Consider the following 17,069-nt stretch of genomic DNA (forward strand, 5'->3'; position numbering starts at 1 on the left):
GAACGACATGGCGCACGACGAACAACGTTGGCTGACACCCAGATTGCTAAAAGCGGCAACGCTATGTAACCAGACGCCCGTAAAGAGCGATTCACCGCTGTGGCTGGGCGTGGATTTGGGGACGTGTGATGTGGTGTCGATGGTTGTCGACAGTGACGGACAGCCGGTTGCGGTTTGCCTGGACTGGGCCGACGTCGTGCGCGATGGCATCGTCTGGGATTTCTTCGGTGCGGTGACCATCGTTCGTCGCCATCTCGATACGCTCGAACAACAGTTGGGTTGCCGCTTTACCCACGCGGCAACCTCGTTTCCACCGGGAACTGACCCACGGATCTCGATCAACGTGCTGGAATCTGCCGGGCTTGAAGTCAGTCATGTGCTCGACGAACCGACCGCGGTGGCGGACCTGTTGCAGCTTGATAACGCTGGCGTGGTGGATATCGGTGGCGGTACCACCGGGATTGCGATTGTGAAGCGAGGCAAGGTGACTTACTCCGCCGATGAAGCGACCGGCGGGCACCACATTTCTCTGACGCTTGCCGGGAACCGTCGCATCCAGTTGGAAGAGGCGGAGCAGTACAAACGCAGCAACGGTAAAGAAATCTGGCCGGTGGTTAAGCCGGTCTACGAAAAAATGGCGGAAATTGTGGCTCACCATATTGCCGGACAGGGCGTGGCTGATTTATGGCTGGCCGGTGGTTCCTGTATGCAGCCGGGCGTTGATGAACTGTTTCGTAAGCGTTTCCCGGAACTGCAGGTGCATTTACCCCAGCACAGCCTGTTTATGACCCCGCTGGCGATTGCAAATAGCGGAAAAGAAAAAGCGGAAGGAATCTATGCAAGCTGAATTGCAGACCGCGCTCTTTCAGGCATTCGATACCCTGAATCTGCAACGCGTAAAAACGTTTAGCGTTCCACCGGTTACGTTGTGTGGACTGGGAGCGCTCAGTACCTGCGGACAGGAAGCACAAACGCGCGGCCTGACGCATATGTTCGTCATGGTCGACAGTTTCCTGCACCAGGCGGGGATGACCGCCGCACTGGAACGCAGCCTGGCGATGAAAGGCGTGGCGATGACGCTGTGGCCATGTCCGGTGGGCGAACCGTGCATTACGGACGTCTGCGCGGCGGTCGCGCAACTGCGTGAATCGAAGTGCGATGGCGTAGTGGCCTTTGGTGGCGGTTCCGTATTGGATGCCGCAAAAGCCGTGGCGTTGCTGGTGACCAATCCCACCCAGACGCTGGCAGACATGGATGAGAGCAGCGCGTTACGCCCGCGTCTGCCGCTGATTGCCGTACCGACTACCGCCGGAACGGGTTCAGAAACCACTAATGTCACGGTGATTATCGACGCTGCGACCGGGCTTAAAAAAGTGCTGGCCCATGCAACCCTGATGCCGGATGTGGCGATTCTTGACGCTGCGCTGACGGAAGGTGTGCCCGCACACGTAACGGCGATGACCGGGATCGATGCGCTGACGCACGCCGTTGAAGCGTATAGCGCTCTGAACGCGACGCCGTTTACCGACAGTCTGGCGATTGGCGCGATTGCGATGATAGGTAAATCGCTGCCGAAGGCCGTTGGCTATGGTCAGGATCTGGCGGCGCGAGAAAGCATGCTACTGGCTTCCTGTATGGCCGGGATGGCGTTTTCCAGCGCGGGGCTGGGCCTGTGTCACGCGATGGCGCACCAGCCGGGTGCGACGCTGCACATCCCACATGGACAGGCTAACGCCATGTTGCTGCCCACAGTAATGGGTTTCAACCGCATGGTGTGTCGTGAGCGTTTCAGCCATATCGGACGGGCGCTAACCAACAAGAAGTCGGACGATCGCGATGCCATCAACGCCGTCAGCGAGTTGATTAGCGAAGTGGGCCAGACCAAACGACTCTCTGACGTTGGGGCGAAGCCCGAGCATTACAGCGCATGGGCTCACGCCGCGCTGGAAGATATTTGTATTCGCAGTAACCCACGCACCGCCACGCAGGCCGACATTATCGCGTTGTATGCGGCGGCACAATAAATACACATATGACAGGGAGTGAAGGTTATGGGAATTAACGAAATCATCATGTACATCATGATGTTCTTTATGCTGATTGCCGCCGTGGACAGGATCCTGTCGCAGTTCGGCGGTTCGGCACGCTTCCTCGGTAAGTTCGGGAAGAGTATTGAGGGATCGGGCGGCCAGTTTGAAGAAGGTTTTATGGCGATGGGTGCGCTGGGTCTGGCGATGGTCGGTATGACCGCGCTGGCACCGGTACTGGCGCATGTGCTCGGGCCGGTGATTATTCCACTGTACGAAATGTTAGGTGCTAACCCGTCGATGTTTGCCGGAACGCTGCTGGCGTGCGATATGGGCGGCTTCTTCCTGGCGAAAGAACTGGCGGGCGGCGACGTTGCGGCGTGGCTGTACTCTGGCCTGATCCTCGGGGCGATGATGGGGCCGACGCTGGTCTTCTCTATTCCGGTTGCGCTGGGGATTATTGAGCCGTCCGACCGTCGTTATCTGGCGCTGGGCGTGCTGGCTGGGATCGTCACCATTCCGATTGGCTGTATTGCGGGTGGTTTGATCGCGATGTACTCCGGTGTCGAAATCAACGGGCAGCCGGTGGAGTTCACCTTCGCGCTGATCCTGATGAACATGATCCCGGTGCTGATCGTTGCCGTGCTGGTGGCGCTGGGACTGAAATTCATCCCGGAAAAAATGATCAACGGCTTCCAGATTTTCGCGAAATTCCTGGTGGCGCTGATCACCATCGGTCTGGCGGCAGCGGTGATCAAATTCCTGCTCGGCTGGGAACTGATTCCGGGTCTTGATCCTATCTTCATGGCACCAGGTGACAAGCCGGGTGAAGTGATGCGCGCCATCGAAGTTATCGGTTCTATCTCCTGCGTGCTGCTGGGTGCGTACCCAATGGTACTGCTGCTGACCCGCTGGTTTGAAAAGCCGCTGATGAGCGTCGGTAACCTGTTAAAAATCAATAATATTGCGGCTGCGGGCATGGTGGCGACGTTGGCGAACAACATCCCAATGTTCGGCATGATGAAGAATATGGATACCCGCGGCAAAGTGATCAACTGCGCTTTTGCGGTCTCCGCAGCCTTCGCTCTGGGTGACCACTTAGGTTTCGCCGCGGCCAACATGAACGCGATGATCTTCCCAATGATTGTCGGCAAGCTGATTGGCGGCGTGACGGCGATTGGTGTGGCTATGCTGTTGGTACCGAAAGACGAAGATATTCCGGCACCAGCAGAAACCAACCCGGAGGCGCAATCGTGAATACTCGCCAGCTACTCAGCGTCGGTATCGATATCGGCACCACCACCACTCAGGTGATCTTCTCACGCCTTGAGCTGGTCAACCGTGCGGCAGTGTCGCAGGTGCCGCGTTACGAATTCATCAAACGCGAAATTAGCTGGCAAAGCCCGGTGTTCTTTACCCCCGTTGATAAGCAGGGCGGGCTGAAAGAGGCCGAACTTAAGGCGCTGATCCTCGCCCAGTATCAGGCGGCGGGGATTGCGCCTGAGACCGTCGATTCCGGCGCGATCATCATTACCGGAGAAAGTGCCAAAACCCGCAACGCGCGACCTGCGGTGATGACGCTCTCTCAGTCGCTGGGGGACTTCGTGGTTGCCAGCGCCGGTCCGCATCTGGAATCAGTGATTGCCGGTCACGGCGCAGGGGCTCAAACCCTGTCAGAGCAGAAGTTGTGCCGCGTACTGAATATCGACATCGGTGGCGGGACGTCGAACTACGTCCTGTTCGATGCCGGAAAAGTCAGCGGTTCGGCCTGCCTGAACGTCGGCGGACGGCTGCTGGAAACGGACGGTCAGGGGCGGGTGGTGCATGCGCATCAGCCAGGACAGATGATTGTTGATGACGTATTTGGTCCAGGCACCGACGCCCGGACCCTCAATGCGGCGCAGCTTGTTCAGGTGGCCCGACGGATGGCGGCGCTGATCGTTGAGGTGATTGACGGCACGCTGTCACCGCTGGCGCAGGCGCTGATGCAAACCGGTCTGTTGCCGACGGGTGTGAAGCCGGAAGTGATTACGTTGTCCGGCGGGGTGGGCGAGTGCTACCGCAACCAGCCTGCCGATCCATTCTGTTTTTCCGATATTGGGCCGCTGTTAGCGACGGCGCTGCATGAACATCCGCGTCTGCGTGAGATGAACGTGCAGTTCCCGGCGCAAACCGTGCGCGCCACGGTGATTGGCGCCGGTGCGCATACGCTGTCGCTTTCGGGCAGCACCATCTGGCTGGAAGGTGTGGCGCTTCCGCTGCGCAATCTGCCGGTGGCGATTCCGGTTGATGAGGCTGATTTGGTGGCCGCCTGGCAACAAGCGCTGATGCAGCTCGATCTGGACCCGCAAACAGACGCTTACGTGCTGGCGCTACCCGGTTCGCTGCCTGTGCGCTACGCCGCGCTGTTAATGGTTATTGATGCGCTACTGGCCTTTGTCGCGCGCCATCCGAATCCGCATCCCCTGCTGGTGGTAGCCGAGCAGGATTTTGGTAAAGCCCTGGGCATGCTGTTACGCCCACAGTTACAGCAACACCCGCTGGCAGTCATCGATGAGGTGGTTGTCCGGGCGGGGGACTATATCGACATTGGTACGCCTCTTTTTGGCGGATCGGTTGTGCCGGTGACGGTGAAATCACTCGCATTTCCTTCCTGAGGGAACGACTTATGAAACTAAAGACCACATTGTTCGGCAATGTTTATCAGTTTAAGGATGTTAAAGAGGTGCTGGCAAAAGCCAACGAACTGCGTTCGGGGGATGTGCTGGCAGGGGTAGCTGCAACCAGTTCGCAAGAGCGAGTGGCGGCCAAACAGGTGCTGTCGGAAATGACGGTAGCGGATATCCGCAACAACCCGGTGATTTCCTATGAAGAGGACTGCGTGACGCGTCTGATTCAGGACGACGTCAACGAAACGGCCTATAACCGCATCAAAAACTGGAGTATCAGCGAGCTGCGCGAGTACGTGCTGAGCGATGAAACCTCCGTTGATGACATTGCGTTTACGCGCAAAGGATTAACGTCGGAAGTGGTCGCAGCGGTTGCAAAAATCTGCTCTAACGCGGACCTGATCTACGGCGGTAAGAAAATGCCGGTGATCAAAAAGGCCAACACCACCATTGGTCTGCCGGGCACCTTCAGCTGTCGTTTACAGCCGAACGACACCCGTGATGACGTGCAGAGTATTGCGGCACAAATCTACGAAGGGCTGTCCTTCGGGGCGGGCGATGCGGTGATTGGCGTTAACCCGGTAACAGATGACGTGGAAAACTTAAGCCGCGTACTTGATACCGTGTACGGCGTCATCGACAAATTCAATATCCCGACCCAGGGCTGCGTCCTGGCGCACGTTACTACCCAGATCGAAGCCATTCGTCGCGGCGCGCCGGGCGGGCTGATTTTCCAGAGTATCTGCGGCAGCGAGAAAGGCTTAAAAGAGTTTGGCGTTGAGCTGGCCATGCTGGATGAAGCGCGTGCAGTGGGCGCTGAGTTTAACCGTATCGCCGGGGAAAACTGCCTGTACTTCGAAACCGGACAAGGGTCTGCGCTCTCCGCTGGCGCTAACTTCGGCGCCGATCAGGTGACGATGGAAGCACGTAACTACGGTCTGGCGCGTCACTACGATCCGTTCCTGGTGAACACCGTTGTCGGCTTTATCGGGCCGGAGTATCTCTACAACGACCGTCAGATTATTCGCGCGGGTCTGGAAGATCACTTTATGGGCAAGCTGAGCGGCATCTCAATGGGCTGCGACTGCTGCTATACCAACCATGCTGATGCTGACCAGAACCTCAACGAAAACCTGATGATTCTGCTCGCCACCGCTGGCTGCAACTACATCATGGGCATGCCGCTCGGTGACGACATCATGCTCAACTATCAGACCACCGCCTTCCACGACACCGCGACCGTGCGCCAGTTGCTGAACCTGCGTCCGTCGCCGGAGTTTGAACGCTGGCTGGAAACCATGGGCATTATGGCAAACGGTCGCCTGACCAAACGGGCGGGCGATCCGTCACTGTTCTTCTGATGACGCGGGGATGACACACGATGGATCAAAAACAGATTGAAGAAATTGTACGCAGCGTGATGGCGTCAATGGGTGAGTCGCAGCCGCAGGCTCAAGCGCCGGCAGTACAAGCGCAATGCACCACCACCCAGTGCGCCGCGCCGACCGGTGAAAGCTGTGCGATGGATTTAGGCTCAGCCGAGGCTAAAGCGTGGATTGGCGTTGAGAATCCACACCGCGCAGAGGTGTTGACTGAACTGCGTCGCAGCACTGCGGCGCGTGTATGTACCGGTCGAGCCGGTCCACGTCCGCGTACCCAGGCGCTGCTGCGCTTCCTGGCCGACCACTCGCGTTCGAAAGATACGGTATTGAAAGAAGTGCCTGAAGAGTGGGTAAAAGCCCAGGGGCTGCTGGAAGTGCGCTCGGAAATCAGTGACAAAAACCTGTATCTGACGCGTCCGGATCTGGGGCGCCGTCTGAGTGCGGAAGCCATTGAAGCGCTGAAATCACAGTGTGTAATGAACCCGGATGTGCAGGTGATTATCTCTGATGGCCTGTCTACGGACGCTATCACCGCTAACTACGAAGAGATTCTGCCGCCGCTGTTGTCTGGCTTAAAACAGGCCGGATTGAAGGTCGGGACGCCGTTCTTTGTTCGCTATGGTCGCGTGAAAATCGAAGATCAGATCGGCGAACTGCTGGGCGCGAAAGCGGTGATCCTGCTGGTTGGGGAACGTCCGGGCCTGGGCCAGTCGGAAAGCCTTTCTTGCTACGCCGTCTATTCGCCGCGTGTGGCGACGACCGTTGAAGCTGACCGTACCTGTATCTCGAACATTCACCAGGGCGGTACGCCACCGGTTGAAGCGGCGGCGGTCATTGTGGATTTGGCCAAGCGCATGCTGGAGCAAAAAGCATCCGGCATCAATATGACCCGTTAAGGAGGCATCATGCCAGCATTAGATTTGATTAGACCTTCAGTCACCGCAATGCGCGTGATTGCCTCGGTAAATGACGGTTTTGCCCGTGAACTTAAATTACCGCCACATATACGTAGCCTCGGACTCATCACAGCAGATTCTGATGACGTGGCGTATATTGCCGCAGACGAAGCGACAAAACAGGCAATGGTGGAAGTGGTTTATGGCCGCTCGCTGTATGCCGGCGCGGCGCACAGTCCCTCTCCAACTTCGGGTGAAGTGCTGATTATGCTCGGTGGACCCAACCCGGCAGAAGTTCGCGCAGGTCTGGACGCGATGGTAGCCAATATTGAAAGCGGCGCGGCGTTTCAGTGGGCGAATGACGCAGAAGATACCGCCTTCCTGGCGCATGTGGTTTCGCGTACCGGTTCGTATCTCTCGGCGACCGCAGGATGCCGGCTTGGCGATCCGATGGCGTATCTGGTGGCGCCGCCGCTGGAAGCGACATTTGGTATTGATGCTGCGCTGAAATCGGCCGATGTTCAACTGGTGACTTACGTTCCGCCGCCGTCAGAAACCAACTATTCGGCTGCGTTTATGACCGGTAGCCAGGCCGCTTGTAAAGCTGCATGTAACGCCTTTGCCGATGCCATTCTGGATATTGCCCGTAACCCAATCCAGCGCGCGTAAGAGAGGTTGTGATGATCAATGCACTGGGATTACTGGAAGTGGATGGCATGGTCGCTGCCGTGGATGCGGCGGATGCCATGCTGAAAGCCGCGAACGTGCGCCTGCTTAGCCACGAAGTGCTCGATCCTGGCCGGTTGACGCTGGTGGTGGAAGGCGATCTGGCGGCGTGCCGCGCAGCGCTGGATGCCGGTAGCGCCGCTGCTGCGCGTACAGGCCGTGTTATCAGCCGTAAGGAAATCGGCCGACCGGACGATGATACCCAGTGGCTGATCGGCGGTTTTAAGCGCCAGCCGAAGAAACCAGAACAGAAGCCAGAAGTGAAAACAGATGTAAAAACGCAGAAGACGCAGGACGCCCCGTTGACGCCTGAATCCTCTGATCAACTTCTGACGCTGTTGGCATCGGTCCGTCAAGGAATGACGGCAGGGGAAGTGGCTGCCCACTTTGGCTGGTCACTTGATGAAGCCAGAAAGGCGCTGGAACAGCTCTTTTCTGACGGAGCGTTGCGTAAACGCAGTAGTCGCTATCGCTTAAAAAATTAACCTGTCGGAGGGCCGGGGGCTTCGTTGAAGCTTCCGGCTTAAAAGATCATGAAAAAGAACCGTACTGCAAACCTGCACCATCTTTATCATGAAGCATTACCCGAAGACGTTAAACTTACGCCGAAAGTGGAGGTGGACAACGTTCACCAGCGGCGAACAACGGATGTGTATGAGCATGCGCTGACGATTACCGCATGGCAGCAGATCTACGACCAGTTGCATCCGGGAAAATTTCATGGCGAGTTCACGGAAATCCTGCTCGATGATATTCAGGTGTTCCGTGAATACACCGGACTGGCGTTGCGTCAGTCGTGTCTTGTCTGGCCGAACTCTTTCTGGTTTGGTATTCCGGCCACGCGCGGCGAACAGGGATTTATTGGCACCCAGTGTCTGGGGAACGCTGAAATTGCCACCCGCCCTGGCGGGACAGAGTTTGAACTGAGTACGCCGGATGATTACACCATTCTGGGTGTCGTCATTTCGGAAGAGGCGATTGCCCGTCAGGCCAACTTCCTGCATAACCCGGAAAGAGTGCTGCATATGCTGCGCAACCAGTCGGCGCTGGAAGTTAAAGAACAACACAAAGCCGCGTTATGGGGCTTTGTGCAGCAGGCACTGGCGACGTTTAGCGAAAATCCGGAAAACCTCCATCAACCTGCGGTACGCAAAGTGCTGGGCGATAACCTGCTGCTGGCGATGGGCACTATGCTGGAAGAAGCGCAGCCGATTATCACGGCTGAGAGCATCAGCCATCAGAGCTATCGTCGCCTGCTGTCGCGTGCGCGGGAATATGTGCTGGAAAATATGTCAGAACCGCTGACCGTGCTCGATCTGTGTAATCAACTGCACGTCAGCCGTCGGACGTTGCAAAACGCCTTTCATGCGATCCTTGGTATCGGTCCGAATGCCTGGTTAAAACGCATTCGCCTGAACGCCGTACGTCGCGAGCTGATAAGCCCGTGGTCGCAGAGTACGACGGTGAAAGACGCCGCCATGCAGTGGGGATTCTGGCATTTAGGGCAATTTGCCACCGACTACCAGCAGCTGTTTGCGGAAAAACCTTCATTGACGCTGCATCAGCGCATGCGCCAGTGGGCATGATGCGATGAATGTGCCGGATGCGACGCAAATGCGTTTTATCCGGCCTGGGGGCTGGTATTGTCTGGGGTTACACCCAGTCGCGAACCTGAATAAACTCGCTAAGGGCGGCTTCCGGGCTGTTCGCTTCCGGCTGCCAGTCATACTCCCAGCGCACCAGCGGCGGCATCGACATCAGAATCGATTCCGTACGGCCGCCGGTCTGCAGACCGAATAACGTGCCGCGATCCCACACCAGGTTAAATTCCACATAGCGTCCGCGACGGTAAAGCTGAAAATTGCGTTCACGTTCGCCCCAGCTCATTGCTTTGCGGCGCTCAACGATGGGCAGATACGCTTCGGTATAGCCTTGACCTACCGCCTGCATAAAGGCGAAGCCGTGGTCGAAATCCGGCGTATTCAAATCATCGAAAAACAGCCCGCCAATGCCGCGCTGTTCGTTGCGATGCTTGAGGAAGAAGTAGTCATCGCACCACTTCTTGTAACGGGGATAAACGTCTTCGCCGAACGGCTGGCACAGATCTCGCGCCGTGCGGTGCCAGTGAACCGCATCCTCATCAAAGCCGTAGTAGGGCGTTAAGTCAAAGCCGCCGCCAAACCACCAGACCGGGTCAGTGCCCGGTTTTTCCGCGATAAAAAATCGCACGTTGGCATGACTGGTCGGAATGTAGGGATTCTGCGGATGTACCACCAGCGAGACGCCCATGGCCTCAAAGCTGCGTCCCGCAAGCTCGGGGCGATGGGCGGTAGCCGAGGCCGGCATTGCCTCGCCGTGAACGTGGGAGAAGTTGACGCCCGCTTGCTCGAAAATACCGCCGTTACGCAGCACCCGGCTGCGCCCGCCACCGCCTGCTTCACGTTGCCAGTTATCCTCAACAAACTCGGCGCCGTCTACGGCGGATAACTGCTGGCAAATATCATCTTGCAGGCTGAGCAGGAACTGTTTTACGCGCTGTGCATCGGGCTTCATGGTTAACGTTTCTTCGAGTGTGCTTTCTGGTTATCAAACCAGTGGAAATAGCTGATGATGCCATTGGCGATAGCGGTGGCGATTTTCTGGCGAAATGCCGCCGTGCCCAGCAGACGTTCTTCTTCCGGGTTGGTAATGAACGAGGTTTCGACCAGTACCGACGGAATTGATGGTGATTTTAGCACCACGAAGGCGGCTTGTTCCGTGCTGCGACTGTGAAGACGATGTACCGGCTTGATCTTCTTGAGAATATGCGAGCCTAACGTCAGGCTGTTTTTAATGGTATCCGTTTGCACCAGATCGAACAGCACCTGCTGCAGCAAATGGTCTTTATCGGTGGTCTTCTTCCCGGCCACTTCATCGGCCCGGTTTTCACGATCGGACAGATACTTCGCCATGGCGCTACTGGCACCGCGATTGGACAACGCAAAGACCGACGCACCTGCAGCGCTCGGATTGGTAAAACCGTCGGCGTGAATCGACATGAACAGGTCAGCGCCATGCTTATGAGCGATCTCGACGCGATCGTAAAGCGGAATAAATGTATCGCCGGAGCGCGTCAGGCGCGCATCAATCCCCTGGTTGCGTAGAATCGAGCGCACGTTTTTGGCAATCGCCAGTACCACGTGCTTTTCCTTCGACCCATTGCGACCAATTGCGCCGGTATCAATCCCTCCGTGACCCGGATCAAGGACAACAACGCGCTTAGCGCCGGCTTTTTTCGCTTTCGGTTTGCTGTGTCCATTGCTGGTCTTAAGCGCTTCTTCTTTAGCGATGGCTTGCGACATGCCTGACAGCGTTAGGGCGGCCAGCCCGGCTTTCAACACCTGGCGGCGCGATGTGAGTGTTTTTAGTGGTTTAAAAGTGCTCATACGGCCTGAGTTGTAAAAAAAGGTTCTAAACGTTATATCGTATCGCGTTGTCCGTTGCGACGGATCGGGATAAGAATTGTTTTACTTTTCATTTCAATACGTGACAATTGCGTATTATGCCATTTTTTCCGCCGCTTCGCGTCAGATATTGGCTAAATCAGCCGTTCGCGCCATAATCGCTTTTTAACGTCCTGAAAAGGTAACCAATACCATGGAAATACGCGTTTTTCGCCAGGAAGATTTCGAAGAGGTGATCACCCTCTGGGAGCGCTGTGATCTGCTGCGTCCATGGAACGACCCTGAAATGGACATTGAGCGTAAACTCAATCATGACGTCAGCTTGTTCCTGGTCGCTGAAGTGAATGGCGAGGTGGTCGGTACGGTGATGGGCGGATATGACGGGCATCGCGGCTCGGCCTATTACCTGGGCGTACATCCTGAGTTTCGCGGTCGCGGCATTGCCAATGCGCTGCTCAACCGGCTGGAGAAAAAGCTCATTGCCCGCGGTTGTCCGAAGATTCAAATCATGGTGCGTGACGATAATGACGTCGTACAGGGTATGTATGAACGTCTGGGTTATGAACATGCGGATGTACTCAATCTGGGCAAGCGTTTGATCGAAGATGAAGAGTACTGAGTTTCATCCGGCCGACTATGACGCTCATGGGCGTCTGCGCCTGCCTTTTCTCTTCTGGTGCGTGCTGCTGCTGCAGGCGCGCACCTGGGTTCTGTTTGTGATTGCCGGTTCTTCCCGTGAGCAGGGCAACGCGCTGCTGAATCTGTTTTATCCCGATCACGACGCTTTCTGGCTGGGTTTGCTTCCCGGCGTTCCTGCGGTATTGGCATTTTTACTCAGCGGGCGACGCTTTGCGTTTCCGGTGGTATGGCGCTGGCTGCGCGGGTTACTGATCCTCGCTCAACTGGTGCTACTGTGCTGGCAGCCGGTGATGTGGCTGGCAGGCGATCCGGTCAACGGCGTCGGGCTGGCGCTGCTGGTGGCGGATGTCGTTGCGCTGATCTGGCTGTTAACTAATCAACGTCTGCGCGCCTGTTTTTCCCTCGAGAAAGAATAACGGCACTTTTTGGCGAAACCGGACTCCAAGCAACGTTGATAAATAAGGAAGGAAGTGAAATGAAATCACTGCGTTTGACTTTATGCGCGATGCCGCTGCTATTGACCGGGTGTTCAACGTTGTCATCGGTGAACTGGTCTGCCGCCAATCCGTGGAACTGGTTTGGTTCTTCAACGCAGGTCACTGAGCAGGGCGTCGGAGCGTTGACTGGCGCAACCCCGCTGGATGAAAAAACCATTGCTGATGCGCTGGACGGTGATTACCGCCTGCGTAGCGGGATGAAGACCGATAACGGTAATGTGGTGCGCTTTTATGAAGCGATGAAAGATGACAAGCTGGCGATGGTCATCAATGGCAATCAGGGAACGATTAGCCGTATTGATGTAGTCGACAGCGATATTCCCTCTTCTGCGGGTGTCGAAATCGGTACACCGTTTAGCGACCTTTACACTAAAGCCTTTGGTAATTGTCAGAAGGCGACTGGCGATGACAGCGCGGGCGTTGAATGCAAAGCTGAAGGAAGTCAACATATTAGCTACGTCTTTTCCGGTGAGTGGAGCGGGCCTGAGGGCTTAATGCCGTCTGACGATACGTTGAAAGCATGGAAAGTAAGCAAAATTATCTGGCGGCGTTAATTTGCGTCTGAACAAATCGGCTTGTTAAAAAAACAGGTAGAATAGCGCCCATCAATGCCACGATGTCGTGGCATCTTTTTTTTCAGGAGGAACAATGTCTCAGGTTCAGAGTGGCATTTTGCCAGAACATTGCCGTGCGGCGATTTGGATTGAAGCCAATGTTACAGGCGACGTTGAGGCCCTGCGTGGGGCCAGCAAAACCTTCGCCGATAAGCTGGCGACCTTTGAAGCGAAGTTCCCGGATGCGCATCTGGGCGCGGTTGTTGCTTTTGGCAACAACACCTGGCGTACACTGAGCGGCGGCGTTGGCGCAGAAGAGTTAAAAGACTTTATCCCTTACGGTAAAGGTCTTGCCCCAGCCACCCAGTATGATGTGCTGATTCATATTCTCTCTTTGCGTCATGACGTGAATTTCTCCGTTGCACAGGCGGCAATGGAAGCGTTTGGCGACTGTATTGAAGTCAAAGAAGAGATCCACGGTTTCCGTTGGGTTGAAGAGCGCGATCTCAGCGGCTTTGTTGACGGAACGGAAAACCCGGCAGGCGTTGAAACGCGCCGTGAAGTCGCGGTTATTAAAGATGGAGTGGATGCTGGTGGCAGCTATGTGTTTGTGCAGCGTTGGGAACATAACCTGAAGCAGCTTAACCGCATGAGCATTCATGACCAGGAAATGATGATTGGGCGTACCAAGGAAGCCAACGAAGAGATCGACGGTGATGACCGTCCGGTTACTTCTCACCTGAGCCGCGTCGATCTCAAAGAAGACGGTAAAGGACTGAAAATTGTGCGCCAGAGCCTGCCATACGGCACCGCCAGCGGTACGCACGGCCTCTATTTCTGTGCCTATTGCGCCCGTTTGCACAACATCGAGCAGCAACTGCTGAGCATGTTTGGCGACACTGACGGCAAGCGCGATGCGATGCTGCGTTTCACTAAACCGGTGACCGGCGGCTATTATTTCGCGCCATCGCTGGATCGTTTGCTGGCCCTGTAATTTTTTGATGCCAGATGGCGCTGATGCCGCCATCTGGCACAATATAGCTCTCCCCCGAATCACCCAACGTCCGCCATGCTGATGATGCACTCGCGTTGACGCTCATCCTGAAAAATCACCTCCCACGTTCATTATTATTTACCTGCCAGTTTCTCGGTTATGACAACGGTATTAAATGGAATTATTTGGAATTAATAAACTATTAATACCAATTTATTACTTTAAAAATTCTGAATATATCTGAATTAAATCACAATTTAAATGTGAGGAAGATCAGGTTTTTTAATGCAATTTATGAAAACAAAATAAATAATAAGTGTAATTAATTTCGCTATAAATTGATTTAATGCCTTCATTTGTTGACAATTAAAATGACTGTCTTGTAATCTGAAAATGACCGAAAAATAACGGAATTTATATTTAACCATTTTGCAACAAAGGGTCATTGGAGGTTTTATGTCTACAAAATTATGGGGTGGGCGTTTTGATATGCCTACAAATAAACTGGTCGAATCTTATAATGCGACAATTATGCTGGAACAACGTCTCTGCCCTTTTGATATTCAGGGGAGTATTGCTCACGCCACTATGCTGGGCCGTCAGGGGATTATCACGCAGGATGAAGCGAATGCGATTATTGGCGGGTTAAGGCAAGTTAATAAAGAGATTGAGGACGGGCAATTCGTTTTTGATACCGTTGATGAAGATATTCATATGGCGATAGAAAGACGTATGACAGAAATAATTGGTCCTGTAGGCGGGAAGCTACATACCGGCCGCAGTCGTAATGACCAGACGACTGTCGATTCGAAAATGCACATGAGATCGACTATTCGTGAAATTCAGCAGGATATCGTTCATCTACAAAAAGTTATTATCAGCAAGGCTGAAAATAACATTAATGCGATCATGCCTGGCTATACTCATTTACAGACCGGTCAGCCTATACTTCTGTCGCACTGGATAATGGCATATTATTGGATGTTACGCCGTGACTGGACTCGTTTTGCAGACCTTTATCAACGCATGGGGGAATGCCCTTTAGGTTCAGCAGCCCTTGCCGGTACTACTTTCCCCATTGATCGTGATTTCACGGCTAAAGAGCTTGGCTTTGACAAACCGACTGAAAACAGTATTGATTCTGTCAGCGATCGTGACCATATGGTTGAATTCACTGCCGCCGCTGCTATGTGCTTTATGCATCTTACCCGTTTGTCAGAAGAACTGGTTTTATTCTCAAGTCAGGATTTTAAATTTATTGAGCTTTCAGATGATTTCTGTACCGGTTCCAGCATCATGCCACAGAAGAAAAACCCCGACGTGGCTGAAAAAATGCGCGGCAAAGGGGGGCGTATGTACGGAAATCTAATGGCGATGTTGACCATTATGAAAGGTATCCCTCTGGCCTATAATACTGATATGAGTGAGGATAAAGAGCAGGTCTATGACTCTATGGATACCTTACAGACCAGTCTGAAAATTATGGCGCCGATGCTCGAAAAAATGGTTATTCTTTCAGATAATACTCGCAGCGCAGCGGCAAGAGGATTTTCAAACGCAACCGATATGGCTGACTACCTGGTTCGTAAAGGCATTCCTTTTAGAGAAGCTCACCATATTGTTGGCAGTGCTGTTAATTACTGTATAAAACATAGAAAAATGTTGGAAGAGCTTACTCTGGATGAATTCCACACATTTGATGATAAAATCGAAAATGATATTTATGAGAGTATATCTCTCGAAGCATGTATTAAATCAAGAATGTCTTATGGTGGCACAGGGACTGATGCTGTTAAAAAACAGATCGAAATTGCTAAATCATATTTAAACTAATCCCGAGCATAGTAATTAATATCTCCCGGGTGCAATATCCGGGAGACGCTTTGAGGTGAAAAATGGATGCTTTATTTTTTATACAATTATTTATTGTACTCGCCTGTATTGGTATAGGCGGGCGTTATGGCGGAATGGGGCTGGGTGCTGGTGGAGGACTCGGTGTTGCAATATTAGTTCTGGGTTTTGGACTAAAACCCTCCGCACCATCTATTACTGCAATGCTAATTATTATTTGTGTGATTGGCGCTGTCAGCGTATTACAGGCCGCTGGTGGGCTTGATTATCTTGTGCGCGTGGCTGAAAAATTACTCCGTAAAAAACCACAGGCAATTACTTTTGTTGCCCCCATATTAACTTCCATATTTACGCTATTCTGTGGAACTACTTACGTTGCTTTCTCTTTGTATCCGGTTGTCGCTGAAGTAGCTGCTGAAGCAAAGGTCCGTCCGGAGCGAGCGTTGTCCGCAACGGTTATTGCGGCCAGTGTCGCGGTTGCTGCCAGTCCGATGAGTGCGGCAACCGCGGGGATGCTGGCTATTCTGCATGAATATGCCGGGATTAGCCTTGGGCAAATACTGACGATTGCTCTCCCATCATTCTTTATGGCAGCTATTGTTACCAGCTTTTCAGTTTATAAACGCGGAAAAGAGCTGGAGGATGATCCGGAATTCCAGAGGAGAGTTGCTGCTGGCGAATATGAGTTCATGCATACTGAGCAAAAAAAAGAGTTTGTTGCTTCAGCTGGCGCTAAAAAAGGTGTCGTTATCTTTGCGATTGGTGTGGTACTGGTACTTATTTTAGGTTCTTTTACTGAGTTACTCCCTTCCTGGGATGGAAAAAGACTGTCAACCCCAATGGTTATTCAGATGGTCATGTTGACAGCCGCTTTGTTTATTATGATTGTCAGTAAAGTACCAAGTAGTACCTTGAATAGCGGCTCAGTCTTCCGTGCAGGTTTGATGGGAGTGGTAGCAATACTCGGTGTTTCATGGATGACGGCAACGTTTTTTGATGCTTATCAGCCAGAACTGATTAAAGTTTTTGGTGGCATTGTCAATGATGCACCAATGCTATTTGGTGTGGTTGTATTCTTGTTCTCGCTGGTCATTATGAGCCCGGCGGCGACGGTAGCTGCCATCATGCCACTCGGTGTTACCTTAGGTATTCCAGCCCCGTTTCTTATCGCTATTTTTGCTTGTACCTGTGGTGACTTCATTATACCGGGAGCAAATCAAATCGGCTGTGTTGCATTTGATCGAACAGGTACCACAAAGATTGGACGCTTTGTTGTCAACCATAGCTATATTCGTCCGGGCTTTGTGATGGTTATCTCTCAGGTAATTTTTGCTTATCTCATTGCTCAGGTTGTTCTGTAAAGTACATTCTATGGAAAATTGCAGTGGTGC

General features: G+C 53.5%; 17 protein-coding genes. 15 read left to right on the top strand and 2 right to left on the bottom strand.

Annotation, left to right across the window (positions count from 1 at the left end):
- The first annotated feature begins 7 nt into the window (after positions 1 to 7).
- Genes eutJ through eutR form a run of 9 tightly spaced genes read left to right on the top strand, consistent with a single transcriptional unit; the run spans position 8 to position 9,286 of the window.
- Positions 8 to 847 (top strand): ethanolamine utilization protein EutJ, encoded by an 840-nt coding sequence (gene eutJ, locus GFC06_RS11085; protein ID WP_016153952.1) that lies wholly within the window; start codon positions 8 to 10, stop codon positions 845 to 847.
- Positions 837 to 2,024: an ethanolamine utilization ethanol dehydrogenase EutG gene (gene eutG / locus GFC06_RS11090; protein ID WP_016153951.1), complete on the top strand. Its 1,188-nt coding sequence runs from the start codon at positions 837 to 839 to the stop codon at positions 2,022 to 2,024. The genes eutJ and eutG overlap by 11 nt, the downstream gene beginning before the upstream one ends.
- Positions 2,025 to 2,051: 27 nt before the next feature.
- Entirely contained in the window at positions 2,052 to 3,284 is a 1,233-nt protein-coding gene (gene eutH, locus GFC06_RS11095) for an ethanolamine utilization protein EutH (protein WP_047501618.1), read from the top strand.
- Positions 3,281 to 4,684: an ethanolamine ammonia-lyase reactivating factor EutA gene (eutA, locus tag GFC06_RS11100; RefSeq protein ID WP_153690157.1), complete on the top strand. Its 1,404-nt coding sequence runs from the start codon at positions 3,281 to 3,283 to the stop codon at positions 4,682 to 4,684. The genes eutH and eutA overlap by 4 nt, the downstream gene beginning before the upstream one ends.
- An 11-nt stretch (positions 4,685 to 4,695) precedes the next feature.
- Positions 4,696 to 6,057, top strand: coding sequence for an ethanolamine ammonia-lyase subunit alpha (eutB, locus tag GFC06_RS11105; protein WP_003038029.1), 1,362 nt, complete (start codon positions 4,696 to 4,698; stop codon positions 6,055 to 6,057).
- A 20-nt stretch (positions 6,058 to 6,077) separates the two neighbouring features.
- A complete protein-coding gene (eutC, locus tag GFC06_RS11110) occupies positions 6,078 to 6,974 on the top strand; it encodes an ethanolamine ammonia-lyase subunit EutC (RefSeq protein WP_153690158.1) in 897 nt (298 codons plus the stop codon).
- Between the two features lie 9 nt (positions 6,975 to 6,983).
- On the top strand, positions 6,984 to 7,643 hold the full coding sequence (eutL, locus tag GFC06_RS11115; RefSeq protein WP_153690159.1) for an ethanolamine utilization microcompartment protein EutL: 660 nt from the start codon (positions 6,984 to 6,986) through the stop codon (positions 7,641 to 7,643).
- Positions 7,644 to 7,654: 11 nt separating this feature from the next.
- The gene (eutK, locus tag GFC06_RS11120; RefSeq protein ID WP_016157100.1) at positions 7,655 to 8,185 is read left to right on the top strand and encodes an ethanolamine utilization microcompartment protein EutK; all 531 of its coding nucleotides are present in this window, start codon (positions 7,655 to 7,657) and stop codon (positions 8,183 to 8,185) included.
- A gap of 48 nt (positions 8,186 to 8,233) precedes the next feature.
- Positions 8,234 to 9,286 (top strand): HTH-type transcriptional regulator EutR, encoded by a 1,053-nt coding sequence (eutR, locus tag GFC06_RS11125; RefSeq protein ID WP_019077354.1) that lies wholly within the window; start codon positions 8,234 to 8,236, stop codon positions 9,284 to 9,286.
- Between the two features lie 67 nt (positions 9,287 to 9,353).
- Here eutR and hemF read toward each other — a convergent pair whose 3' ends face one another.
- Positions 9,354 to 10,253, bottom strand: a complete 900-nt coding sequence (gene hemF, locus GFC06_RS11130) for an oxygen-dependent coproporphyrinogen oxidase (RefSeq protein WP_019077353.1) — start codon at positions 10,251 to 10,253, stop codon at positions 9,354 to 9,356.
- A 2-nt stretch (positions 10,254 to 10,255) separates the two neighbouring features.
- Positions 10,256 to 11,125 carry an N-acetylmuramoyl-L-alanine amidase AmiA gene (amiA, locus tag GFC06_RS11135; RefSeq protein WP_016153942.1) on the bottom strand — a complete coding sequence of 290 codons (870 nt, stop codon included), beginning with the start codon at positions 11,123 to 11,125 and terminating at the stop codon, positions 10,256 to 10,258.
- Positions 11,126 to 11,336: 211 nt separating this feature from the next.
- Between amiA and GFC06_RS11140 the strand changes: the two genes are divergently transcribed.
- The 6 genes from GFC06_RS11140 to GFC06_RS11165 all read left to right on the top strand — a co-directional run bounded on the left by GFC06_RS11140 (position 11,337) and on the right by GFC06_RS11165 (position 17,039).
- Complete coding sequence (locus tag GFC06_RS11140; protein WP_047501622.1) at positions 11,337 to 11,762, top strand: GNAT family acetyltransferase; 426 nt, start codon at positions 11,337 to 11,339, stop codon at positions 11,760 to 11,762.
- Positions 11,749 to 12,198, top strand: a complete 450-nt coding sequence (locus GFC06_RS11145; RefSeq protein WP_047501624.1) for a DUF2919 domain-containing protein — start codon at positions 11,749 to 11,751, stop codon at positions 12,196 to 12,198. Before GFC06_RS11140 ends, GFC06_RS11145 begins: the two co-directional genes overlap by 14 nt.
- 59 nt (positions 12,199 to 12,257) lie before the next feature.
- A complete protein-coding gene (locus GFC06_RS11150) occupies positions 12,258 to 12,833 on the top strand; it encodes an RpoE-regulated lipoprotein (RefSeq protein ID WP_016153940.1) in 576 nt (191 codons plus the stop codon).
- Between the two features lie 94 nt (positions 12,834 to 12,927).
- Positions 12,928 to 13,827: a porphyrinogen peroxidase gene (gene yfeX / locus GFC06_RS11155; protein ID WP_141875477.1), complete on the top strand. Its 900-nt coding sequence runs from the start codon at positions 12,928 to 12,930 to the stop codon at positions 13,825 to 13,827.
- Positions 13,828 to 14,283: 456 nt separating this feature from the next.
- Positions 14,284 to 15,660 carry an argininosuccinate lyase gene (argH, locus tag GFC06_RS11160; protein WP_047416385.1) on the top strand — a complete coding sequence of 459 codons (1,377 nt, stop codon included), beginning with the start codon at positions 14,284 to 14,286 and terminating at the stop codon, positions 15,658 to 15,660.
- A 62-nt stretch (positions 15,661 to 15,722) separates the two neighbouring features.
- Positions 15,723 to 17,039: an anaerobic C4-dicarboxylate transporter family protein gene (locus GFC06_RS11165; RefSeq protein WP_016153937.1), complete on the top strand. Its 1,317-nt coding sequence runs from the start codon at positions 15,723 to 15,725 to the stop codon at positions 17,037 to 17,039.
- Positions 17,040 to 17,069: the final 30 nt, after the last annotated feature.

It is taken from the genome of Citrobacter braakii (assembly GCF_009648935.1).
GTDB classification, from domain to species: Bacteria; Pseudomonadota; Gammaproteobacteria; order Enterobacterales; family Enterobacteriaceae; genus Citrobacter; species Citrobacter braakii.